Source organism: Marinobacter sp. SS5-14b, from assembly GCF_030541005.1.
In the GTDB taxonomy this organism is placed as follows: domain Bacteria; phylum Pseudomonadota; class Gammaproteobacteria; order Pseudomonadales; family Oleiphilaceae; genus Marinobacter.
The window spans coordinates 407,791-429,962 of record NZ_JASSVM010000002.1 but is presented as its reverse complement, the minus strand read 5'-3'; the positions used below and the strand labels follow the sequence as shown (position 1 = coordinate 429,962).

20 protein-coding genes are annotated in these 22,172 nt (G+C 58.2%); 11 read left to right on the top strand and 9 right to left on the bottom strand.

The window, feature by feature from the left end; translation table 11 throughout:
- The first annotated feature begins 13 nt into the window (after nucleotides 1–13).
- From QPL95_RS05920 to QPL95_RS05910, 3 genes are all read left to right on the top strand, one after another.
- Nucleotides 14–475, top strand: coding sequence for a response regulator (locus tag QPL95_RS05920; RefSeq protein ID WP_303290081.1), 462 nt, complete (start codon nucleotides 14–16; stop codon nucleotides 473–475).
- Nucleotides 468–3,326, top strand: coding sequence for an EAL domain-containing protein (locus QPL95_RS05915; RefSeq protein ID WP_303290080.1), 2,859 nt, complete (start codon nucleotides 468–470; stop codon nucleotides 3,324–3,326). The genes QPL95_RS05920 and QPL95_RS05915 overlap by 8 nt, the downstream gene beginning before the upstream one ends.
- A 100-nt stretch (nucleotides 3,327–3,426) precedes the next feature.
- A complete protein-coding gene (locus QPL95_RS05910; protein ID WP_303290079.1) occupies nucleotides 3,427–4,551 on the top strand; it encodes an HD-GYP domain-containing protein in 1,125 nt (374 codons plus the stop codon).
- 11 nt (nucleotides 4,552–4,562) lie between these two features.
- Here QPL95_RS05910 and fghA read toward each other — a convergent pair whose 3' ends face one another.
- Together fghA and QPL95_RS05900 are read right to left on the bottom strand one after the other, a co-directional pair.
- Nucleotides 4,563–5,408 (bottom strand): S-formylglutathione hydrolase, encoded by an 846-nt coding sequence (gene fghA / locus QPL95_RS05905; protein ID WP_303290078.1) that lies wholly within the window; start codon nucleotides 5,406–5,408, stop codon nucleotides 4,563–4,565.
- 38 nt (nucleotides 5,409–5,446) lie between these two features.
- Complete coding sequence (locus tag QPL95_RS05900; RefSeq protein ID WP_303290077.1) at nucleotides 5,447–5,878, bottom strand: CBS domain-containing protein; 432 nt, start codon at nucleotides 5,876–5,878, stop codon at nucleotides 5,447–5,449.
- Between the two features lie 197 nt (nucleotides 5,879–6,075).
- Between QPL95_RS05900 and QPL95_RS05895 the strand changes: the two genes are divergently transcribed.
- Together QPL95_RS05895 and QPL95_RS05890 are read left to right on the top strand one after the other, a co-directional pair.
- Nucleotides 6,076–7,437 carry a sodium:alanine symporter family protein gene (locus tag QPL95_RS05895; protein WP_303290076.1) on the top strand — a complete coding sequence of 454 codons (1,362 nt, stop codon included), beginning with the start codon at nucleotides 6,076–6,078 and terminating at the stop codon, nucleotides 7,435–7,437.
- A 75-nt stretch (nucleotides 7,438–7,512) separates the two neighbouring features.
- Nucleotides 7,513–8,166 carry a peroxiredoxin gene (locus tag QPL95_RS05890; RefSeq protein WP_303290075.1) on the top strand — a complete coding sequence of 218 codons (654 nt, stop codon included), beginning with the start codon at nucleotides 7,513–7,515 and terminating at the stop codon, nucleotides 8,164–8,166.
- 84 nt (nucleotides 8,167–8,250) lie between these two features.
- Here QPL95_RS05890 and QPL95_RS05885 read toward each other — a convergent pair whose 3' ends face one another.
- The 4 genes from QPL95_RS05885 to QPL95_RS05870 form a co-directional block, all read right to left on the bottom strand.
- Nucleotides 8,251–9,474, bottom strand: a complete 1,224-nt coding sequence (locus tag QPL95_RS05885; RefSeq protein WP_303290074.1) for a YncE family protein — start codon at nucleotides 9,472–9,474, stop codon at nucleotides 8,251–8,253.
- A gap of 185 nt (nucleotides 9,475–9,659) precedes the next feature.
- Nucleotides 9,660–10,442, bottom strand: coding sequence for a MetQ/NlpA family ABC transporter substrate-binding protein (locus QPL95_RS05880; RefSeq protein WP_303290073.1), 783 nt, complete (start codon nucleotides 10,440–10,442; stop codon nucleotides 9,660–9,662).
- Between the two features lie 210 nt (nucleotides 10,443–10,652).
- Nucleotides 10,653–11,330, bottom strand: a complete 678-nt coding sequence (locus QPL95_RS05875) for a methionine ABC transporter permease (protein ID WP_303290072.1) — start codon at nucleotides 11,328–11,330, stop codon at nucleotides 10,653–10,655.
- On the bottom strand, nucleotides 11,330–12,337 hold the full coding sequence (locus tag QPL95_RS05870; RefSeq protein WP_303290071.1) for a methionine ABC transporter ATP-binding protein: 1,008 nt from the start codon (nucleotides 12,335–12,337) through the stop codon (nucleotides 11,330–11,332). Before QPL95_RS05870 ends, QPL95_RS05875 begins: the two co-directional genes overlap by 1 nt.
- A gap of 222 nt (nucleotides 12,338–12,559) precedes the next feature.
- Here QPL95_RS05870 and QPL95_RS05865 point away from each other — a divergent pair, with 222 nt between their 5' ends.
- On the top strand, nucleotides 12,560–13,978 hold the full coding sequence (locus tag QPL95_RS05865) for an HDOD domain-containing protein (protein ID WP_303290070.1): 1,419 nt from the start codon (nucleotides 12,560–12,562) through the stop codon (nucleotides 13,976–13,978).
- Nucleotides 13,979–14,002: 24 nt separating this feature from the next.
- Here the strand turns inward: QPL95_RS05865 and QPL95_RS05860 are convergent, their stop codons facing one another.
- On the bottom strand, nucleotides 14,003–14,611 hold the full coding sequence (locus tag QPL95_RS05860; RefSeq protein WP_303290069.1) for a hypothetical protein: 609 nt from the start codon (nucleotides 14,609–14,611) through the stop codon (nucleotides 14,003–14,005).
- Nucleotides 14,612–14,753: 142 nt separating this feature from the next.
- Nucleotides 14,754–16,241, bottom strand: a complete 1,488-nt coding sequence (locus QPL95_RS05855; RefSeq protein ID WP_303290068.1) for an amidase — start codon at nucleotides 16,239–16,241, stop codon at nucleotides 14,754–14,756.
- A 97-nt stretch (nucleotides 16,242–16,338) separates the two neighbouring features.
- On the opposite strand from QPL95_RS05855, the gene QPL95_RS05850 reads away from it, so the two are divergent.
- Entirely contained in the window at nucleotides 16,339–17,106 is a 768-nt protein-coding gene (locus QPL95_RS05850) for a sulfite exporter TauE/SafE family protein (RefSeq protein ID WP_303290067.1), read from the top strand.
- Here the strand turns inward: QPL95_RS05850 and QPL95_RS05845 are convergent.
- Nucleotides 17,103–19,463, bottom strand: a complete 2,361-nt coding sequence (locus tag QPL95_RS05845; RefSeq protein WP_303290066.1) for a diguanylate cyclase — start codon at nucleotides 19,461–19,463, stop codon at nucleotides 17,103–17,105. The two genes, QPL95_RS05850 and QPL95_RS05845, sit on opposite strands and share 4 nt — an antisense overlap.
- A gap of 180 nt (nucleotides 19,464–19,643) precedes the next feature.
- Here QPL95_RS05845 and QPL95_RS05840 point away from each other — a divergent pair, with 180 nt between their 5' ends.
- From QPL95_RS05840 to QPL95_RS05825, 4 genes are read left to right on the top strand one after another with little or no spacing between them, the layout of a single operon-like run.
- Nucleotides 19,644–20,429 carry a MotA/TolQ/ExbB proton channel family protein gene (locus tag QPL95_RS05840; RefSeq protein WP_303290065.1) on the top strand — a complete coding sequence of 262 codons (786 nt, stop codon included), beginning with the start codon at nucleotides 19,644–19,646 and terminating at the stop codon, nucleotides 20,427–20,429.
- The gene (locus QPL95_RS05835) at nucleotides 20,416–20,811 is read left to right on the top strand and encodes a biopolymer transporter ExbD (RefSeq protein ID WP_303290064.1); all 396 of its coding nucleotides are present in this window, start codon (nucleotides 20,416–20,418) and stop codon (nucleotides 20,809–20,811) included. Before QPL95_RS05840 ends, QPL95_RS05835 begins: the two co-directional genes overlap by 14 nt.
- Nucleotides 20,808–21,218 (top strand): biopolymer transporter ExbD, encoded by a 411-nt coding sequence (locus QPL95_RS05830; protein WP_303290063.1) that lies wholly within the window; start codon nucleotides 20,808–20,810, stop codon nucleotides 21,216–21,218. Before QPL95_RS05835 ends, QPL95_RS05830 begins: the two co-directional genes overlap by 4 nt.
- Nucleotides 21,215–21,925, top strand: a complete 711-nt coding sequence (locus QPL95_RS05825) for an energy transducer TonB (protein ID WP_303290062.1) — start codon at nucleotides 21,215–21,217, stop codon at nucleotides 21,923–21,925. Before QPL95_RS05830 ends, QPL95_RS05825 begins: the two co-directional genes overlap by 4 nt.
- The last annotated feature ends 247 nt before the right edge of the window (nucleotides 21,926–22,172 follow it).

The following is a 22,172-nucleotide window of genomic DNA, read 5'->3' as shown; positions in this document are numbered from 1 at the left end:
GGATAAAGACTGTATGGCTCAGCCACTGAAACCACCGATCATACTCATCGCAGACGACGACCCGGATGATCAACTGATGATCCGCGACGCCTTCGCCGAACGGTGTAACGAGTGCCAGTTGTGCTTTGTCGCCAATGGCGTTGAGCTGATGACGTGGCTAAAGGCGCAGGGTGAAGCATCCGTGCCGGCTGACTGCCCCATGCCGGATTTACTGCTTCTCGACCTCAACATGCCCTTGAAAGACGGGCGGCAATCACTGCTCGAGATACGCGCCAATCCAGAGCTGAACACGCTGCCCACCGTCGTGCTCACAACCTCCAGAAACGATGAAGACAAAAGCTATTGCCTCGCCAACGGCGCGAATGACTTTATTGTCAAACCGGCCCGGTACACAGAGCTGCTGAACATCGTGGAGTCTCTGAAACCCTACTGGAGTGACCGGCAACCGAATCAACCGGAAGGTAACCATGACTGATCCGATTCTACGTGTCCTGCTGATTGAGGATGACGAAGACGACTACCTGATTACTCGGGATCTTCTTGAGGAAGTCAGCCCGGTCAGTACACGTTTGACCTGGCGAGACAACCTCGACGACGGATTGGCAGCACTCCGGGAAAACATGGTGGACATCGCGCTGATCGATCTGCGCCTTGGGCCGGATTCAGGGCTCGATCTGATTCAACAAGCTCAGGCCGAGGGCATCACCACGCCGTTTATTCTCCTGACCGGCCAGGGAGACGCCGAGCTGGATGCCAGGGCGGTTGAGCTCGGTGCAGCGGATTACCTTGTCAAGGGCCGCCTTGATGGCCATGTTCTGATGCGCAGCATCCGCTACGCCATCGACCGCGCCGCTGCCACAGAAACCCTGGCCAGCAGCGAAGCCCAGTACCGGTTGTTGTTCGAAAGCAACCCTACCCCCATGTGCCTGGCCAACCCGGAGAGCGAACAGATCAGCGCCTTTAACGAGGCGGCACGCAAACTCTACGGCATCGATAGCCGGGAACTTGCAAGCCTGACCATTGCAGACCTGCGCGCCTCCGGTTCCAATTCCGCGCCGGACAACGAGGGCATCGTACTGCAGCCCGGTGCCAGGCTGGAGAGCCACCGGACAACTACCGGACTCGCCCTGATTGTGGAAGTGGCCTCTGAAGACATTACGATCAATCAGAACAGACTCGCACTTTACACGCTCACCGACCGAACGGCTCAAATCGCCAACAATCGCCAGCTAAAGCTGCTGAAACGCTGCATTGAGTCCAGCTCAAACGGTATCGTGGTGGCCGATGCTGTGGCACAAGATATGCCTCTGGTTTACGTGAACCCGACGTTTGAGCGCATTACGGGCTACAGCAAGGACGAGGCTCTGGGCAGAAACTGCCGCTTCCTGCAGGGGGATGACTTCGACCTCACCAATGAACAGGCCCTGGGCCAGATTCGGAAAGGCATCGCCAATGGCGAAGACGTATCCGTGGTACTTCGCAACTACCGAAAAGACGGCACGCCATTCTGGAACGACCTGTATCTGTCGCCCATACGCAATGACAATAATGAAACCAGCCATTTTGTCGGCGTGTTAAACGATATTTCAGAACGCAAATCCATCGAAAACCAACTTGCTTATAACTCCAGCCACGATGTGCTGACCCACCTGCCCAACCGCGCTTTGCTGGAAGACCGGCTGCTGCAGGCCTGCAAATTTGCCATCCGTTACAACCGCCACGTCGGCCTGTTGTTTATCGATCTGGACGGCTTCAAGCTGATTAACGACTCCCTTGGCCACCGCACCGGTGACCTGATTCTGATCGAGGCTGCCGAACGGCTGAGAGCGCTGGTTCGCGCCGGTGACACGGTTGCGCGAGTGAGCGGCGATGAATTTGTCATTGCACTGGCGGATCTCGCCGACAGCCGGGACGCCCAGCTGGTGGTAGATCAAGTGATCCAGACTCTCTCGGTGCCCTACCAAATCGGCACTGAGAACCTGCACCTGACCGCCAGCATCGGCATTACCACCACTGACGGCAGTATCAACGAACCCGCAGAGCTGATTCAGCAGGCAGACCTGGCCATGTACCAGGCCAAACAGCTGGGCCGCAACACCTGGCAGTGGTTCTCAGAAAAACTGAACACCGAAGCCAATCACCGGGTAAAACTGCGCAACCAGCTGCAGGATGCCATCGACAACGAAGCCCTGACGCTGTTCTATCAACCCCTGATTGATGCCCGAACCGGCCAGGCCAAATCGGTAGAAGCGCTGGTGCGCTGGGAGCACCCGGAACAGGGGCTGGTGTCACCGGGCGATTTCATTCCTCTTGCGGAAGACACCGGCCAGATAATCCCACTCGGTGTATGGGTACTGAATCAGGCTTGCCGGGATCTGGTGAGGTTGCATGCGGCCGGCTTTCGGGACTGCAGCGTGGCGGTCAATGTATCGCCGGTTCAGATCCGAAAAGCCGGTTTTGTCGAGGTCGTTCAGGAAGCACTGCAAGCCTCCGGCCTGGCCCCGAATGCGTTGGAGCTTGAAGTGGTCGAGTCGGCGGTGTTGTATGACACCGACCAGGTCATTAAAACACTCTACGAGCTTCGGGATCTGGGCGTTCGTATTGCCATCGACGATTTTGGCACCGGGTTTTCAAGCCTCAGCTACATCAAGCTGATGCCTGCCAACAAGATCAAAATAGACCGGTCGTTCATCAAGGACGTTATTCAGAATAGAAGCGACGCTGCCATCACCCAGGGCGTGATTTCCATGGCCCACCACCTGTCCCTGGAAGTGGTCGCTGAAGGTGTAGAAACAGAAGCCCACGCAGCCTTCTTGCGCCGTCACCAATGTGACCTGCTGCAGGGTTTTGCCTTTGCACGGCCTATGCCCTATGCCAATCTTCTGGAGTACATGAACCTTCATGGGCGCAGTCGCGACCCTGCCGGACACGCGCCGGAGAATGGTGAGAAAACACTGCTTTTGCTGGATGACGAGGCCAATATCCTTCGAGCCCTTACCCGTGTGCTGCGCAAGGATGGCTACCGCATTCTGTCGACCACCAGCGTCCGAGAGGCGTTCAGCCTGCTCGCCGAGCACAAGGTTCAGGTTATTATTTCCGACCAGCGCATGCCTGAGATGTCCGGCACCGATTTCCTCAGCCAGGTAAAAGCCATTCACCCAGATACCGTACGCATCGTGCTGTCGGGTTACACCGACCTGAAATCCGTGACCGAGGCCATCAATCAGGGCGCCATCTACAAGTTTTTGACCAAGCCCTGGGACGATCAGCAGATCCGTGATCACATCAAACAGGCGTTCCAGTACTATGCCGCGATGTGTGAATAGCCATGTCAGGCAGGCGCGTTCGCTTGTACCTTACGGCTGGCGATCCTAGAAGGTTGGCGGTTACACTTGTTGTTTAAAGCTGTATTCAGGAACCCTGATTTTGTCTGATTTAATACGCATCGCCCCCGGCGCACTCACCATTGGCCGGCCACTGCCCTGGGACGTTTTCGACGCCGAGGGTAACGTGCTGTTGCGCCAGGGCTACGTAATCCAGACCAACACTCAGCTCGAGCAGTTGTACGAGCGCGGCAAGTTCAAGCCCCGAAACATAGGTCGGCCGAAGGAGCAGCTTGAGGAAGACCTGCGCCCCTGCAACCCATTTGCGGACTACGCCGACCTGCTGGCCACACTTGAAGCCACTCTCAACGCCATTACCTCTGAAGACCCCACCGCACAGAAGCGGCTGCTGGGCCTTACCCGAATGCTGGAGCGCACCTGTGAGCAAGCCCCGGATGCCGCGCTGGCGCTGGTTCACCTGTATTCCATCAACCCCAATATCTACGAGCAGATTCTGTTTTACGGGATTCTGTGCCACTTTATTGCTCAACAGTTCGGGCTGGAACGGAAGCGGGCCAGCGTTCTGACCGCCTCGGCGCTCACTGCAAACCTGGCTCTGGTGCCCGTTGCAGACCAGCTGAATGCATCAAACCATGTACTGACCAGTGATCAGCGGGCGGTGATCCGCAAACACCCACTGCGCGCCATTCAGGCGCTGCAAGCGGCCGGCATTACCAACAAGCTGCTGCTACGCATCATTGCCCAGCACCACGAGCAGTACGATGGTTCAGGGTATCCGGGCGGCCTGGCCGGCTCGGACATTCTGCCCGAAGCGGAGATTCTGGCGCTGTCAGAGCGGTACATTGCGATGATTACCAAACGCGCCTACCGCAGCCGGATGACCATCACCGAAGCCCGCAAGCTGATTGTCACCCTCAGTGACGGCAAGTTCCGGCCGGCGATTCCGCGATCATTGCTGGAGGTGCTTGGCGACTATCCACCCGGCATTCTGGTGCGGCTGGACAACAACGAGGTAGGCGTGGTCACCAAACGGGCCGTGCGCACCCGGGGCCCGTTTGTCAAAGCCATCATTGGCCCCCGGGGCAACCGCTACAACGGCACTTTCGAGCGCGACACCAGCCAGCCTGAATACGGCATCACCCGGCCGGAAGAACCCGAGGTGATGCCATCCATGGATTTCAGTCTGATGTGGGGATTCCGTAACTGACCGGTTTTGCGTCAGACCAGGCCCAGCGCCCGGGCATGGTGGTGCAGATGATCATCAATGAACGAAGCAATGAAAAAGTAGCTGTGATCATAGCCCCGGTGCATGCGCAGGGTGATGTGATGATGGAACGTCTCGCACACCTCTGCCAGCGCTTCCGGGTTCAGCTGGCTCTCCAGGAATTCATCGGACGTGCCCTGGTCAACCAAGAGCGGTAAGCGCTCTTTGGCGGTCGGGATGAGCCGGGTGGCATCCCAGGCTTCCCAGGCTTGTTGGTCAGGCCCCAGATAACCGGTAAACGCCTTTTGGCCCCAGGGACAAGCCATAGGGTTGGCAATCGGCGCAAACGCCGACACCGATTGATAAACCCCCGGGTTCTTCAAGGCACAGATCAACGCACCATGGCCACCCATGGAGTGCCCGCTGATGGCTCGTTCAGCGCTGAGCGGCAATTCGCTCTCGACCAGTTGTGGCAGCTCTTTCACCACATAATCGTGCATGCGGTAGTGAGGCGCCCAGGGCTGCTCCGTTGCGTTGAGGTAAAAGCCGGCGCCAGTGCCGAAGTCGTAGCTTTCATCTTCACCGGGCAGATTCAGGCCGCGAGGACTGGTGTCCGGGCAAACTATGGCCAGGCCGAGCTTCGCCGCGAGCTTTTGGGCCCCGGCTTTCTGCATGAAATTCTGATCGGTACAGGTCAGGCCCGACAACCAGTACAACGCGGGAACCGGCTGGGCTTTCTCGCCCAGAGCGGCGGGCGGCAGAAAGACCGCAAACTCCATATCGCATTGCAGTGTGGCGGAGGCATGGCGATAGCGCCGATGCTCGCCCTCGAAACAGATATTGGTGGATAACAGTTCCATAGTGTTCCTGTCAGTGACTTTGGAAATTGAGTGGTGCTTCAGTCCTCAGCATCCGCAAAGCGGGACCGTTCCATGGTTTGCCCGGCCTTTGCCAGCTGGGACAAAATAGCCGCGCGGGTAACAATACCCACCAGTTTCCCATGATCAACCACTGGATACACTTTCGGCTTACCAGCCCCCAGATTCTGGGCCAGATCCACCAAAGACATGTCTGGCGAAACCGTCACCGGTTTGTGAAACATCACATCGTCAACGTTCGGATCGCCTTCACCGTGATAATTGCTCACCAGCAAGGCATGAATGCAATCCTGTTCAGACACAAACCCCAGTACCCGGCGCTGGTCGTCTACCACCGGCAACCCGCTCACGTGATTGCTCAGCAGAGCATGTACCACTTTGGTCAAAGGGGTTCCGCAGCGGATCGGTTCAATGTGGTTCCACATCACTTCAGAGATCTTCAGTGTATGCATCGGCAACTCCCATGTAGTCGATTAAGCCCATTCCGAACAGCGCGCCCGGACACTTTAACCATAGGCAATCGGCCGGCAAATGGGAAACGTCATCCCGCAAACGGTTTACAGGTGAAAATTTTCGACTAAACTCAACAAGTTATGCCGTTAATGGCAAAGCGTGTACAACCGATCCGTGGCGAACGCCGGGAGATTCCATGGAAGCTATTTCTACTTTTGTCAGTGAAATCAATGGCCTGGCCTGGGGACCACCCATGCTGGTCATGATTCTGGGCGTGGGGCTCTTTCTAAGTCTTGGCCTGAAGTTGATGCCGATCATGAAACTGGGCGCCGGTTTCCGTCTGATGTGGAACGGCCGCGCCCGCGGCGGCGATGATGACGGCGACATTCCCCCGTTCCAGGCCCTGATGACCGCACTTTCAGCGACCGTGGGAACCGGTAATATTGCCGGAGTGGCAACCGCCGTATTCCTGGGTGGCCCCGGCGCATTATTCTGGATGTGGCTGACAGCCCTGGTGGGCATGGCCACCAAGTACTCTGAAGCCGTTCTGGCCGTTCGTTTCCGGGAGGTCGACGAGCGCGGTAATCACGTGGGCGGCCCGATGTACTACATTCGCAACGGTTTGGGCAGCAAATGGGCCTGGCTGGGCGTGCTGTTCGCGCTGTTCGCGTCCATCGCCGCATTCGGCATCGGTAATACCGTTCAGGCCAACTCGGTGGCCGACGTATTGGAGGTGAATTTCAGCATCCCCCACTGGGCCACCGGCCTGGCCCTGATGGTGCTGGTTGGTCTGGTACTGGTTGGCGGTATTAAACGGATCGGTCAGGTGGCCAGCGCCCTGGTACCCTTCATGGCCGTGTCCTACGTGCTGATCGGGCTGGTCGTACTGGCCATCAATGCCAATGAGATCCCCGAAGCCTTCAGCAAGATCTTCAGCTACGCCTTCAGTCCGTCCGCGGCAGAAGGCGGTTTTGCCGGCGCTGCGGTCTGGGCAGCCATCCGTTATGGTGTGGCCCGGGGTATTTTTTCCAACGAAGCCGGCCTTGGGTCCGCGCCCATCGCGCACGCCGCGGCCCAGACCAAAGATCCGGTCAGGCAAGGCATGGTTGCCATGCTGGGCACCTTCATTGATACCATCATTGTGTGCAGCATTACCGGCCTGGTGATTATCACCTCCGGCGTGTGGACTTCCGGTGAAACCGGCGCTGCGCTCACGTCTCTCGCCTTTGAAACCGGCCTGCCCGGCTTTGGCAACTACGTGGTCGCCATTGCTCTGGCCATTTTTGCTTTCACCACCATTATCGGCTGGTCGTTCTATGGTGAGCGCAGCATCGAGTTTCTGTTCGGCGTAAAGGCAATAGTGCCTTACCGGATCGTCTGGGTTCTTGCCATTCCGTTGGGTGCTACGGTAAACCTGGGCTTTATCTGGCTGGTGGCCGACACCCTGAATGCGATGATGGCCCTGCCCAACCTGATCGCACTGCTTCTGCTCAGCCCGGTCGTATTCCGGCTTACCAAAGACTACTTTGATAAGCAGAAAGCTTTGGGCATAAAGTAACAGATCAGCGATGGCGCAAAGGTTGCGCCCGATGACAACTGAGTCACCCGAAAACCGAGCGAAAGGAGAGTAACTATGAGTCTGCGTCTTGGAGATACCGCACCGGACTTCGAACAGGATTCCAGCGAAGGTACCATCCGTTTCCACGAGTGGCTGGGCGACGGCTGGGGCGTTCTGTTCTCACACCCTGCGGACTTCACCCCGGTGTGCACCACGGAGCTGGGCCTGACAGCAAAGCTGAAAGAGGAGTTCGCCAAGCGAAATGTGAAAGCCATTGCGCTGAGTGTTGATCCCGTTGATTCCCACCATGAGTGGATCAAAGACATCAACGAAACCCAGGGCTGTGCGGTCAACTTCCCGATCCTTGCCGATCACGACCGCAAGGTTTCCGAACTGTACGACATGATTCACCCCAATGCCGACAGCAGCCTGACCGTTCGGTCACTGTTCGTTATTGATCCGAACAAAAAGGTGCGGCTGATGATTACCTATCCGGCTTCCACCGGTCGCAACTTCAACGAAGTGCTTCGGGTGATCGACTCGCTGCAGCTGACCGACGAACACAAAGTCGCGACACCGGGTAACTGGGAGCGGGGCGGTGATGTGGTCATCGTACCGTCGTTGCAGGATGAAGACGAAATCAAGAAGCGCTTTCCGAAGGGCTATAAAGCCGTTAAGTCTTACTTGCGGATGACGCCAGACCCGAAGGCCAACTGGAGTGGTGATTGATCACCAGAGGTTAAAGGCGAATAACAACAAGGGCAGGTTCAACCTGCCCTTGTTGGTCTGGCTTACCACTCAGATGCGTGCCGGTTACCAGTTGGCTGGCACCACACCTTCCCGAATCCTCTGCGGATGGTCGCCCACATCAACCCGGGCAATCTCTGAAGCGGTATCGATATCAATCACGGACATCTGATCGGTGCCGCTCCAGGACACATAGCAACGGTCGCCCGCCTTGTTGGTGGTAACCCAGTAAGGCTTCTCACCCAGGCCAGTCAGCACCTGGTAGCTGAAGGTGTCCTTGTCCACAATCGCCACATAGTCGCTCATGGTGCCGGCCACACACAGGGTGTCGCCCCGACCGTTCATGGCGATACCGTGGTGGGCGGAATCGTTGATGTAGAGCTCCCGCGGCATGTCAGGCACCAGGTTCGGTAACTGCGCCAGGCGAGTCACCACACCTTCCTCCATGTCGTACTCGACAAAGCCATGCAGGAAGGACAGCTGGAAGTAGAAGAAGCGTTCGTCAGGTGAATGCGCCATGGGCCGGATAGCCGGGCTCAGCCTGTGATAACCGGCCGCTTTGAGTTTATCCGCGAAGTCGAACTGCTCGATGATTTCCAACGAGTTGGCATCCACCACCTGGAACCGCCGCTCACCCTTGGTAAAATCCATCAGGTTCTTGTCCAGCGGGGTAAACACGTGACCAATGCTGGCGTGGTAAATCTTGCTGCCATCCTTGGAGTAGACGTTCTCGTGAGGGGAGTTGCCGGTGGGGAACTGGCCGATTTCCTGGCCGGTGTTCACATCCAGAACGTGTACCACGTTGCCGGTCGATGCCGACACCGCCACCTGGGTACCATCCGGGGAGATGGCCATGTGGTCTGAGCGGTAACCCTCTACCTGGAAGCGCCAGGCAATCTTTCCTGTTTCCGTTTCAATGGCGACCACATCGGCAAAGCTGGGGCGCGACACGATCAGCAGCTTGCCATCCTGGGTGCTGTACATGTCATCCACGAACTGGTCGTTACCTTCGCCGATCAGATAGCGCACGGCCTTGAACAGAACCAGGCGCACCGGATTGAACAGGATTTCCATCATCCGCTTGCGCTTGTCCGGGATGCCGTTGATGCGGCCCAGGTGCATGTAGGTTTCGGCATCGACCACGTCGATCATGCCTTCCCAATTGTTGCCAACATAGATCACATCCCGGGTATCACTGGCGTACGCCTGTGTTCCGGTAAATGCCAGCATGCAGGAGAGTGCCAAAGCCGCGGCGCCACCGCGACTTCGATGGGGTTTCATTCGTAACATAGTGTGTTCTCCGAACTGTTGTTATTGCTTTTTATCAACTTCGGCGAACACTTGTACCTTTTTTAACCAGGCAGGCACATGACACTGCTGACATCATCTACGTCATTTCGGCCAATAAGGTGCATAAAAAAAGGACAGGTTTTCACCTGTCCTTTTTCATTCATGGGGTTAGCCAGGGCGTGGTTTCAGAATGCCGGTACCACGGCGCCTTCGTACTTCTCCATGATGAAGTCTTTTACCGCGTCGGACTTCAGTGCGTTCGCCAGTTTCTGCATGGCGTCGCTGTCTTTGTTGTCCGGGCGGGCAACCAGGATGTTTACGTAGGGCGACTCAGAACCTTCGATGATCAGAGCGTCTTCAGACGGGTTCAGGCCGGCTTCCAGCGCGTAGTTGGTGTTGATCAGGGCAACGTCCACCTGGTTCAGGATGCGGGGCAGGGTTGCGGCTTCGAGTTCTTTGAAGTCCAGGTTCTTGGGGTTGTCAGCAATGTCACGCGGGGTAGCCGTGATCTTGCTTTCGTCTTTCAGAGTAATCAGGCCAGCCTTTTGCAGCAGCAACAACGCACGTCCGCCGTTGGTGGGGTCGTTGGGGATGGCTACGACGCCCCCGTCTTCCAGCTCGTCGAGGGATTTGATTTTGGTGGAGTAGGCGCCGAAGGGCTCAACGTGGATGCCGGCTACGGTGACCAGGCTGGTGCCACGGCCGTCGTTGAATTCATCCAGGTACGGCTGGTGCTGGAAGAAGTTGGCGTCCATCCGCTTCTGGTCAACCTGGATGTTCGGCTGTACGTAGTCGGTGAAGACTTTCACATCCAGCTCCACACCTTGCTCGGCCAGAGTCGGTTTTACGAATTCCAGCAGTTCCGCGTGAGGTACGGGAGTGGCAGCTACTGACAGTTTTTCTGCGACAGCGGCAGTGGAGAAGGTTGCTACGGCAGCGATGGCTACCAGGGTTTTCTTGAAGTTCATTTTTGCGTTCTCCTGTGGATCATCAATTTTGCGACGTCATCTTGTTCTGGAGTACGGCTCCCGAATGGCAGCGGCCTCCCGAAAAACGCCCGTAAATACATCCCTGTAGGGCTTCGTCGCGCCATCCCTGGCGCTCCAGATTTTCGGGAGGCCGCTGCCACTCGTGCGCCTATGCCGGACTGGTTCCTTTCATCCGGTCTGTACGTCCGATTATTTACGGCTGAAATACAGCACCAGGCGGTCACCCGCCATCTGCAACAGTTGTACGAAGATCACCAGCAAAGCGACGGTAATCACCATTACGTCGGTCTGGAAGCGCTGGTAACCGAAACGAATGGCCAGGTCGCCCAGACCGCCGCCACCGATAACACCCGACATCGCCGCGTAGGACACCAGCGTGATGGCTGTCACAGTTATGCCTGCGATGATGCCCGGAAGTGCTTCCGGCAGCAAGGCACCGAAGATGATCTGGCGGATGTTAGCGCCCATGGCCTGGGTGGCTTCGATGATGCCGCGGTCGACTTCGCGCAGGGAGGTTTCCACCAGGCGGGCGAAGAAGGGAGCACCGCCGGCGACCAGCGGCGGGATGGCGCCGGCTACACCCAGCGATGTGCCGATGAGCATGACGGTGAACGGGATCATAACGATCAGCAAGATGATAAACGGTACAGAGCGCAGCACGTTCACCACAAAGGACAGAACCGCGTAAGCCACCGGCTGTTCGAGCAGCTGGCGTTTGCCGAACAGGAACAGCAGTACGCCAATGGGCAGGCCGATGATGATGCTGAACAGCAACGACATGCCAACCATTACCAGGGTGTCCCAGCTGGCCACACCGATTTCCAGCCAGTCTACATTGCCCATCAGGTTTTCCATGAGAGCTTCCATCAGCGCACCACCTCCACGTGAACATCGGCGGCTTCCAGCGCCCGCATGGCAACGTCCAGGTCGCCCCCTACCAGTGACAGGGTGAGCTGGCCGTAGGGTGTGTCTTTGATGTGGTCAATCCGGCCCGACAATATGCTGAAATCCACGCCCGACTGGCGGGCGACGCTGCCCAGCAGGGGTTTGTAGGTGGATTCGCCCTTGAAGGTCAGGCGCAGGATACGGCCTTCGGCTTTTTGCAGGTCTTCCTGCAGTTCGTCCCGGTCCACACTTTCGCTTTCAAACACGAAATCCCGGGTGGTGGGGTGCTGCGGGTGCAGGAACACTTTGCTGACCGGGCCCATTTCCACCACGCGGCCGGCGTCCATCACGGCTACCCGGTCGCACACCCGGCGCACTACGTCCATTTCGTGGGTAATCAGTACGATGGTCAGGCCGAGTTCTTTGTTGATGTCTGCCAGAAGTTTCAGCACCGACTGGGTGGTTTGCGGGTCCAGGGCGCTGGTGGCTTCGTCACACAGCAGGATGGTGGGCCGACACGCCAGGGCACGGGCAATACCGACACGCTGTTTCTGGCCGCCGGAGAGCTGCGACGGGTATTTATTTGCGTGTTCACTCAGACTGACTCTGGCCAGCAGTTCTTCAACCCGGCTGCGGATTTCCGGCTTCGAGTAGATGCCCGCCAGTTTCATCGGGAAGGCGATGTTGTCCGCCACGGTTTTTGAGGACAGCAGGTTGAAGTGCTGGAAGATCATGCCGACTTTGCGGCGAAACGCGCGCAGATCCGCGGAGGAATAGCGGGTGATGTCTTCGTCATCAATCAGGATTCGGCCGCCGGTGGCTGGCTCAAGTTTGTTGATCAGCCGGATCAGGGTGGATTTACCCGCGCCGGAGTGGCCGACGATGCCGAATACCTCGCCGGTTTCGATGGTCATACTGGTAGGGTGCAGCGCGGGGATTGCCCGGCCGCCTACCTGGTACGACTTCTGTACCTGGTCAAATACAATCATGGTCAGTGCCTTGGATAAGCGCCTTGGTCGATGCGTTGTGGGGCCACATGAAAACCGGCGATTATAGCTTATTCGGTGACCAAACCCGAATCACGGACTAAGCTCAGGTGTGGGTAGTTGCCCTTACACAAAAAGCTACCTGACAGTATCGGCAAAGCTCGGCTAAACTGGTAAGCGAAAAGAACATTAACAAATTCAACACGCTCGAGGCGCGCTCCATCCGTGACACATCCGTCCGAAAATACGCCCTCAAGGATGACCTCCACCCAGGCATGGGTGTCCTACCTGAGCAAGGTAGAGTTGCCGGTATTGGCAAACACACTGAAGCAAATCAATGAACTGACCGACAGCCGCAACAGCACGGTGAATGAGCTGGCGAACGTGATTCTGAACGACGCCCAGCTGACGTCCCAGGTACTTCGGTTATCCAACACGGTGTTCTACAACCAGACCCGCACCCAGGTAAGTACGGTGAGCCGGGCAATCACGCTGATTGGCTTTGATTCCGTGAAATCCATGGCGATTTCCTCTCTGATTGTGGATTCGCTGCTTAAGCGCAACGACCGCCCGCATCTGCTTCGCTGCCTGGCCCGAGCCATTCATGCGGCGGTTCAGGCCCGCTGTCTGATGCCGAAACGTACGGAGCATGCGCTCGAGGAAGTGTTTATCGGTGCGCTGTTGATGAACATTGGCGAACTGGCCTTCTGGTCCTGTGAAACCGAACAGGCCGGAGAGCTTGAGGAACGGCTGCGGCTGGAAGAACCGCCGGTCGAGGCCCAGAAAGCCGTTCTGCACACCACGTTCACCGAGATTACCCGTGGGCTGGTCGACGCATGGTCTCTCGGCCCGTTTATCCGGGAGGTGGTAGCCCCCGGGCAGCCCGGCTCGATGGCCAGCAGCCTGGTGCGCAATTCGGTCGAAATGGCGAGGGTGTCCGAAGCCGGCTGGAGCGGGCCGGAGATGGATAAGGTGCTGGATAAGCTATCCAAGGATGTTGGCGAAACACCCGCCGCTATCCGTGATCAGCTTAAACTGAATGCTCAGGAAGCCACCAAGGTGGCGGTGTCGCTGGGCATTCCGCAGGTCACAGCTTTGATGCCGGGCAACCAGGGCAAGGGCGACACCGAGGCTGAAGCACCATCCATGGATCCAGATCTGCAACTGCAGATTCTACGCGATCTGACTCAGACCTTGGCCGAAAAGCCGGACATCAACGAAGTCTGTCAGTTGGTGATTGAAGGCATTCACCGGGCCGTGGGCATGCAACGGGTCGCGCTGCTGATGAGCGATCGCTCCGGCCTCGATCTGGTGCCACGTAAAGTGGGCGGCCGGGGAACGGAAGAGTGGCGGCAACAGTTGGTGATTCGCAAAGATGGCACTGGCCCTCTGGGGGAACTTCTCCCTCACGGCACCTGCGCCGTTTATAAGCCGGGAAAGCACGCGGAAGGTGTGCCCTATGATCGCTGGCTGGGCAAAGTGCCGGCTCTGGTCGGGTCGCTCACGGCGAAAGGCCGACTGGTGGGCCTGTTTTACGCCGATAATGCGTCCGCTGGCTATACCCCTTCAGAGCAGCAGTTGTCGGCGTTCAGCCATTTCATCCAGAACGCTCAGCTGTGCCTCACCCTGATGTCCTTACGCTGACCTCAGGGTGAGGTTTGTTGAGCGTCAGTGCAAGGCGCGCAACTGGCGAGGGTAGAGCGCGGCACTGACCTCCGGCTCTTCCAGCAGGTTTGCCAGTTCCCTGTCGATGTCGCTTTCTTCGCCTTCATCGGGTAAGGGTTCGAACAGGGTGCTCAACCAAGAGGCGATGGTTGGTGCATTGTCCCTGTCATAATCGGAAGACAGCGCTTTGATGCGACGAAAGCCGATGATGCGCTGATGCTTCGGGTCCCGGATTTGCTCGAAACCCCGCCAGTAAATTCGCTCCCGGGTGTGCAGCTGTACAAACAAGGTATCAATCGGGCCCTTGTCGTCGTCCGTGGTGTCTTCGTCTTCTGCCTGAACTTCTACCGCCATTTCTTCTGCCGGCTTGCGCCGGATGGTGGTCCAGGCCGGGTAGAGTACGGCTACCGCATCGGCTTCGACATGCTCGCGGGCTGCGCGAAGAATCAGGCCCCAGCGGGCCTTATCGGCATCGGTTTCAAGTGAGTTGATGGGCAGGTCATAGCTTTGGTCACTGGACAAAACGATTGCCATCATCGGGGCGTCCAGCTCCCCCATGGCTTCGGCCTGTGCTACGGATACCAGATCGTCGATTGCCATCGATTGGTTCATAAGATGCGTGCCTCCTCGATGCCATCAAAGTATTCAGGGAACCAGATCCCTGACTTACAGCATAGCCTGTTCGCGACAGAAAGATAAACGTGGGGATTGCGGGCGCGGATCACAACCCCGCGCCCGAAATTCATCTGAGGGCTCAGAACGCGCTTTCCAGGCGTTCGTAGTTTCCGAACCAGGGGTTCACTTCTTCAAGCTGTGCCGCCAATTGCAAAAGACGGTCTTCGCCACCGTGGGCGGCACCGAACTGGACACCGACCGGCAGCCCGCTTCGTGTCCAGTGCATGGGCACTGACATTGCCGGTGTGCCGGTCAGGTTGGCCAGCTGGGTAAACGGCGTTCTGGCCAGGCTTTCCATGGCCATCTGATCCACCTGGCCGCTGCGGTGCACCAACCGGCCGGCTTTCAGAGTAAGCATCAGCTTCGCCACGAGCTTCATGTGGGCCGGGGTGTCCAGCTCACCGATTTTGGCGGGCAACTGGCCAGCGGTTGGGCACAGGTACATGTCAAAACGGTCAAAATAGGCACCCAAAGCCCGGGCAAAGTCGTTCCACTGCTGCCGGCGCCGCACATAATCCGGCAGCGGCATGGTCTGGCCCAGCATGGCGAGCAGGCGGGTTTCCAGTTCGAAGTCTTTGTCGGTGGCGCCAAACTGTTCGCGGGCGCGTTCAGCCATCGACGATACCTCGCCGAAATACAGCGCAAGGTAACAGCGGGCAAGCGCCAGGCCATCAAACTCCGGACGGGCATATTCCACCTGGTGGCCAAGGCCTTCGAGCATACGAGCGGTTTCTTCCACCGCCGCCACGCATTCCGGCGCGACTTCGGTGCCGTAGGGTGACGACGTAAATACTCCGATCTTCAAAGTGCCGGGTGACTGCTGCATGGCGTCGAGCCAGGAGGATTCCGGCGATGGAATCCGGAACGGGTCACCACTTGCAGGACCTGCCAGCACATCCAGCATGGCGGCACTGTCTCTGACCGTGCGGGTCACCACATGATCGGTAGAAGCACCGGTCCAGGCCTCGCCAACACCGGGGCCGGATGAAATGCGGCCCCGCGAGGGTTTCAGTCCGAACAAACCATTGTAGGCCGCCGGTATGCGAATGGAGCCACCGCCATCGTTGGCACCGGCCATGGGCACAATGCCTGCCGCCACCGCGGCGCCCGAACCTCCGCTGGAACCGCCGGGCGTAAGACCGGTGTCCCAAGGGTTACGGCTTGGGCCCCAGAGTTCGGATTCGGTGATGCCCTTGAGCCCGAATTCCGGCGTGGTGGTCCGGCCCAGAAACACCAGGCCACCGTCGCGCGCACGGCGCACAAATTCAGAATCCCGGGCCGGAACATTCTTGCGCAGGGCGCGACTACCATAGGTGCAGGGGTGCCCGGCTTGCTCCTGAGCCAGATCTTTGAGCAGGATCGGCACGCCGGCAAAGACGCCATCCTCCGGAAAAGACTGAACGGTGGCTTCGCTGAACTGCGGGTGGCATATAGCGTTCAGCGTACCGTTGACCTGGCTGGCGCGATCGACCGCTGCTTCAATCACTTCACGGGAAGATACCTCCCCCCGGCGGATCAGATCAGCCAGTGCAGTGGCATCGTATCTCAGGTATTCGGATTGTTTCATCGGTAACCCTGTTTATTGTTTTCTATCCAAACACCCCTGGACATTCGGGGTATAAACCGGAAACTCAGGAGCTTACGCCATAACCTGAGCAAGTTCCATGGACCTTACCCTGTTCCCCGAGGCCCTCAGCCCGGCCATCATTGTGTTCCTGTTGGCGGCATCTGCCGTCACCTCGATGCTGACCGCCGTTCTTGGCGCCGGTGGCGGTGTTTTGCTGCTGGTTCTGATGGCTTCCTGGATGCCTGCAGCCGCGATCATTCCGGTGCATGGCATGATTCAGCTAGGCTCCAACTCAGGCCGGGCGGTGCTTACCCGGGCTCACATCGACTGGAAAGTCATTACAGCCTTTGCGCCCGGTGTCATTGCGGGTGCCGCGCTGGGCGCCTGGTTGCTGATCGACCTGCCCGCCCATCTCTGGCAGCTCTCCATTGCGCTGTTTGTGCTGTACCTGTGCTGGGGCCCAAAACTGCCCAAGGCCTCATTCGGGCCTATCGGTATATTTGTAGCCGCAGGCATCACCAGCTTTGTCAGCCTGTTTGTAGGGGCGACCGGGCCGCTAGTGGCGGCGTTTGTGAAGCAGATTCACCAGGACCGCTTCAAAACCGTAGCCACCTTTGCAACCGCCATGACCCTGCAGCACGCCCCCAAAGCCGTCGTTTTCGGGTTTGCCGGTTTCGTGTTTTCCGAGTGGTTGATGTTTATCCTGGCCATGATTGCCTGCGGCTTCGCCGGCACCTGGCTCGGGCTGCGGTTGCTCAAAACCATCACCAATCGCTGGTTCAGCCTGGCCTTCAACCTGGTGCTTACCCTGCTGGCTTTGAGGCTGCTGTGGCAGGCAACGATATCAGCGGGCTGGGTGGGTTAGAGGTCGTCGTCATCCGGCGGTGCCGGTACCGACACCACCGCATTGCGCCCCCGGGACTTGGCGATGTAGCAGCCTTCATCAGCCCGCGACATGACTTCTCTCGGGCCGTTGTCCCCGGGAGATACCGGCGTCAGCCCGATACACACGGTCACACCGTATGCCCTGCCGTCGTGTTCAACTTTCAACGCCTGGACTCGACCCCTTAATGTTTCCGCCAGCGTTTCCGCCCGTTCCAGTCCACAAGCGGGCAGCAGAATCGCGAACTCATCTCCACCCAGCCTCGCCACGGTATCCGACTGGCGAACGGCACCACGGAACAGGTCCGCCAGTCGCCTCAGCAGGTCATCCCCCAACAGGTGGCCGCCTTCATCATTGATCGGCTTGAAATGATCAAGATCCACCATCATCAGCACCGATGGCACCGCCTGATGGGGCGCATCGGCCAGGGCTTTCAACAAGGCGGCTGTAAAAGCTCTACGATTCAGCAGCTGGGTGAGTGCATCGTGCGTAGCTTCCCAGGAAAGCCGCTCTTCTTCCCGTCGTCGCTCGCTGTCATCTCGCAGCACAAAGACCAGGCGTTCCTGGCTGTCGCCCCGGCGCAAATGCAGCATGGTGAGGTCTATGTCGTAGACCTTGCCGCTGGGGTTTTCGAGCGTCACATAGCGATTGTCAATTTCGTTCCCCGCGAGAAACGCGGCCGGCGTCATCTCATCGCCACCATAGCGAATGGTGACGGTTTCGAAGAAATTATGACCGGTGCACTCTTCACCCAACGCCAGAAAGCCGCAGGCGGCGCCATTGGCATAACGGATCAGGCCAGCGGTATCGACCATCAACACCCCTTCCTGGAGGACATCGAGAATGGAGTCCGCACGCTGCTGTTCTTCTCTGAGCGCCTGTTCGAACCGCACTTCCCGGGTGACATCACGCACCACCGTGATGGTGCCCAGGTCCTGGTCCGGCAACTCGATCACCGAGGTCATCACATCGACCCAGACATGACCGGGTGGCCGACGGCTTATAAACTGCAACCGGCCACGATACGAACTGCGCCGGGTCAATGCCGTGCGCCAGCCGGCCATAGCGCGTTCCCGGTCTTCCCGGGCCACAACTGAAATCAGATATTCACCGGTCAGACTACCCTCCGGCTGCCCAACGATCTCGAGCAAGGCCGGGTTCACAAACTCCATTCGACCAAGAATGTTGGTTTGCACGATACCGATGGGCGCATATCGGGTCAGGGACCGGAAGAACGCTTCTCGCTCAACCAATGAGCGCATGATCTCGTCCCGTTCCTGACGGACCAGATTAAAGACACTTGCAACATTGCGAATTTCCCGGCCACCGGCCTCAGACACCGGACGTGACCGTTCACCCGTGTGGCGTTGATAGATCTCCACGCTCAGGTTGCGAAGCGGCGCCATCAGGCGGTGGAAAAACCAGAACGCCAGTGGTACCAGCACGGCAATGACACCCAGCAATGTCCAGATCAGTGCGTCCCGCATGCGGATAACTGGCGCAAACGCTTCCGGCTCAGGCCAGATGGCCGCCACAAACCAGGGCACCTGGACCATCTGCTGATAGGCGGTGATGGTGGCGGACATCGTGCCGGTTCGGTCCCTGGCCACGCCTTCAAAGCCCTCCATTGCTCTGATAACAGATGGCGTGCCAGACGTGATCGGCACCATCACTTTGCCGGTTTTACCATCCGCCAACACCACCCCGTCCCGGCTGATCAGGCGTACATAGCCCGTATCACCCACCCGGACATCGGCGAATTCGCGCATGAAATTGTCACCCTGTAACAGAATGAGGCCACCGAGCACACCGATAAATCGCTTCTTCTGGTCAAACAGCGGGACAGCAACCATCACGCCAGGCTCGTTATCGATAACGGTGACATAGGGCTCGCTGATAATGGGTGTGAGTTGGGCTGACACTTGCGTGAAATAGGTGCGGCTCGAGGCATCAAAATCCGCCAGATGGTAGCGCGCCGGATTGGCTGCAAGGATACTGCCGCGGGCGTCCAGCACGAAGGTTGCATCAAACAGGTGCAGCAGGGCCGACTGGTTTCGGAGTAGCACTCTGGCCCGGTTCTGCAGGAGTATATCGGAGGCAGGTAACTCGTCGGCAATCAAAGCCAGCACATCCAGCCTTTGGCTCAGCTTCAGGTCCAGCTCACGGGATACCATCTGAGCAATCGCCCCTACCTGATCGTGGGCCTGGCGTTCCAGTTCCGCACGGCTGAGCTCGGTTCCGATTGCCGTGACCACCACTGCCGAAACAACAACGAACATGACCATCAGAGCTACCGCCCGATTTACCAGGCTGTCAAACCACCTTCTTATCAAACGCATTGCTCCGGCCACACTTCACCACTGATGTTTCTGCACTTTGACGGCAGCTTTCACGGGCAGTTAGTTGATTAACTCATGAAAATTGTAGCAAACCTGCCCATCGACGTCAGATCATCACTTGTAATTTTAGTGATAATCGTTATTATTTAGTTCTACTTTCAAGCTTGCCGAGTAAACCGCATGAACGCAACGAGTGCTGCCACCAACGCCCTGTCTGAACATGGCCCCTTGGCCCAACTGGTTGAGATGGGCGGCCCTGTGATGATGGTCCTCATTGCCATTGCCCTGGTCGGGGCAGCCACGTTCATTTACCTGATGTTGTTCGGAGCGTTCTACACGCCCCGCATGAACCGGAAGCTTCACAACCTTATTCAGCAATGGCAAGCCGCACCTCACGAGACCAAACCGGAAAAGGTACGCGCACAGTCCGGCTTTCTGGATAGCAAAAACCCGCTCATGCACCTGCTGGTCAACACCATGTCATCATGCCAGAGCAACCACAACACCGCCGCTGTGCGCGAAACCGCCGTGCGGGATGCCCAAAGCACCCTTGAACCGTTCGAGGCACCGCTCAAAATCATTGAAGTCATTGCTGCGCTGGCACCGCTGCTGGGTCTTCTGGGCACGGTCATGGGCATGATGGAAGCCTTCAGTGCCATGGCGGCCACCGAAGGCCGCGCCAATGCCAGTCAGCTCAGCGGCGGCATTTACGAAGCCCTGACCACCACCGCCGCCGGACTGGTCGTTGCCATTCCCTTTGCTGCCCTGGCAGCCTGGATTGAGTTCCGCCTGCGCCGAATTCACAAAACCATCAACAGCACACTGGTCAGCGTTTTCAATATCATGCCGGTTGCTGAAACCGCCTTTAAGCCCGAGAGCCACGAGCGTCAGCCCGCCGCAGCATCACAAGCGCCACAGGGCTACGCCGCTAGCGACAACCCGCGGTTTGCCCATGCAGCTGGTTGACCCCCGGCCCAGCCGGCCCATTCCAATCCGGATCACCCCGCTGATTGATGTCGTCTTCATTCTGCTGGTGTTTTTCATGCTGACCACACGATTGTTGCCGGTGGACCATCTTGAACTGAGCAACAACACCCGTGACCGCAGCTCCGCAAGCGGTGATCCACTGCCAGAACTTCAGGTCACCGCAGGGGGCATGATTCGCTGGCAGGATAGCCGCTATGCCCTTGCAGAGTTATTGCCGGCACTGAACCGCGCCGGGGTCAGTGAAGCCAACCTCACCACCACACCGGAAGCCAGCCTGGCGGACTTCACGCTTGCACTGAGCGCGCTGGATGATGCCGGCATCAAGCCTCACTGGAAACGCAACGCGTCGTCTGAGCTATGACACTACTCGTCCCTCCACCGCCCACCTCAGGCAAAGGCCTGCTGGAACGTGTTGAAGATGCCCTGCTGCCGCTGATCAACCTGGTATTCCTGCTGTTGATGTTCTTTATTGTGGCGGGACAATTGACCGAAGAGCCTCTGCCCGAGCTACCCGGCACAGCCAGGCCCGAGCAGGAGCGCTCACCGGAGAGTGATCTGCTGGTCAAGCCTGATGGCCAGTGGCAGGTTGATGGTAAGACGGTGGGAAAGGACCAATTACTGGCGTCCCTGCCAGAACCGAATCCCAATAACGTCCTGAAAATCGCCGCCGATCAGTCCCTGTCCATGGCGGACCTGGAAAGCCTTTTACAACTGCTGGAACAGGGCGGCTATACCGACGTCCTGCTGCTGACGGAGCCCGGTGCATGAATCCGGTGCGCAAAGGGCCCAAAATTCTGTTTATGGCGATTGCTGTCTGCACGACAGCCGTGACCCTGGTGCTCGCTGCACCGGATAAACCGATTGTGTTGGCCACACTCGGCGACAGCGCCGTCAACACCGCTCCAGCCATCAAAATCAGCCTGGCAGGCCGAACCGCTCCCGAACCAACCGCTCAGCCAGAACCTGCACCGGCGCCCGAGCCGATCCCGAAGCCAGAGCCAGAGCCAGAGCCAGAGCCAGAGCCAACAGAAAAACCCGAACCGGAACCCGTGGCAACGCCGGTTCAACCACCGGTGCAAGCCCCTGCCCCACAGGAATCAGCCAAAGCCGACGAGCCATCCGGTGAAGAAGCCGACGCCCGGGAAAGCCAGAGTTCAGTCCCGCTGCAAACCGCCGGCAACGCTTCAGACGTAGACAGCTACCTGAGCAAACTCAGCCGGCATCTGGCCCGCTACTACGAATACCCGAGGCGCGCACGGCGGCTTGGACAGCAGGGCACACCGGTGATCATTTTCGAGTTCCGCCGTGACGGCTCCCTGGTCGATCACCGACTGCGCGACAGCTCAGGGCATTCGCTGCTGGACGATGCTGCTCTGAAGATGCTGTCCGAGGCCGCGCCCCTTCCCGGCGTGCCGGAGGATATGCAGGGCAACACCTTCACCTATGCTCTGCCCGTTCGGTTCAGCCTGCGCTGAGGCACTCGCACCACTCAGGCGCAATTTGCACTAAGCCGGTGCATTCTCAAGCACCACTCGCTCCTTACCTCACCACCAAAAATGCAATGACTGCCTGATAAAAAAGGGAATTCAAAAGAATTTCCCGGACTGGCACGGTGCCTGCTGAGTACCCCGTCAGCAGAATCGGTTTTCTGCCCACACTCAAGAATCATTCAGACGACGGCGTCTGCTCACATCTGCCCCACAGCAGTGTGTGAGCGCGCCG

Excerpts from the sequence above, each read along its gene's own strand:
- QPL95_RS05845 (WP_303290066.1), bottom strand. The coding sequence starts at position 19,463 with ATGCGTTTGATAAGAAGGTGGTTTGACAGCCTGGTAAATCGGGCGGTA.
- QPL95_RS05870 (WP_303290071.1), bottom strand. The coding sequence starts at position 12,337 with ATGATTGTATTTGACCAGGTACAGAAGTCGTACCAGGTAGGCGGCCGG.
- QPL95_RS05850 (WP_303290067.1), top strand. The coding sequence starts at position 16,339 with ATGGACCTTACCCTGTTCCCCGAGGCCCTCAGCCCGGCCATCATTGTG.
- QPL95_RS05835 (WP_303290064.1), top strand. The coding sequence starts at position 20,416 with ATGCAGCTGGTTGACCCCCGGCCCAGCCGGCCCATTCCAATCCGGATC.
- fghA (WP_303290078.1), bottom strand. The coding sequence starts at position 5,408 with ATGGAACTGTTATCCACCAATATCTGTTTCGAGGGCGAGCATCGGCGC.
- QPL95_RS05860 (WP_303290069.1), bottom strand. The coding sequence starts at position 14,611 with ATGAACCAATCGATGGCAATCGACGATCTGGTATCCGTAGCACAGGCC.
- QPL95_RS05880 (WP_303290073.1), bottom strand. The coding sequence starts at position 10,442 with ATGAACTTCAAGAAAACCCTGGTAGCCATCGCTGCCGTAGCAACCTTC.
- QPL95_RS05895 (WP_303290076.1), top strand. The coding sequence starts at position 6,076 with ATGGAAGCTATTTCTACTTTTGTCAGTGAAATCAATGGCCTGGCCTGG.
- QPL95_RS05875 (WP_303290072.1), bottom strand. The coding sequence starts at position 11,330 with ATGGAAGCTCTCATGGAAAACCTGATGGGCAATGTAGACTGGCTGGAA.
- QPL95_RS05890 (WP_303290075.1), top strand. The coding sequence starts at position 7,513 with ATGAGTCTGCGTCTTGGAGATACCGCACCGGACTTCGAACAGGATTCC.
- QPL95_RS05885 (WP_303290074.1), bottom strand. The coding sequence starts at position 9,474 with ATGTTACGAATGAAACCCCATCGAAGTCGCGGTGGCGCCGCGGCTTTG.
- QPL95_RS05840 (WP_303290065.1), top strand. The coding sequence starts at position 19,644 with ATGAACGCAACGAGTGCTGCCACCAACGCCCTGTCTGAACATGGCCCC.
- QPL95_RS05825 (WP_303290062.1), top strand. The coding sequence starts at position 21,215 with ATGAATCCGGTGCGCAAAGGGCCCAAAATTCTGTTTATGGCGATTGCT.
- QPL95_RS05920 (WP_303290081.1), top strand. The coding sequence starts at position 14 with ATGGCTCAGCCACTGAAACCACCGATCATACTCATCGCAGACGACGAC.
- QPL95_RS05915 (WP_303290080.1), top strand. The coding sequence starts at position 468 with ATGACTGATCCGATTCTACGTGTCCTGCTGATTGAGGATGACGAAGAC.
- QPL95_RS05855 (WP_303290068.1), bottom strand. The coding sequence starts at position 16,241 with ATGAAACAATCCGAATACCTGAGATACGATGCCACTGCACTGGCTGAT.
- QPL95_RS05900 (WP_303290077.1), bottom strand. The coding sequence starts at position 5,878 with ATGCATACACTGAAGATCTCTGAAGTGATGTGGAACCACATTGAACCG.
- QPL95_RS05830 (WP_303290063.1), top strand. The coding sequence starts at position 20,808 with ATGACACTACTCGTCCCTCCACCGCCCACCTCAGGCAAAGGCCTGCTG.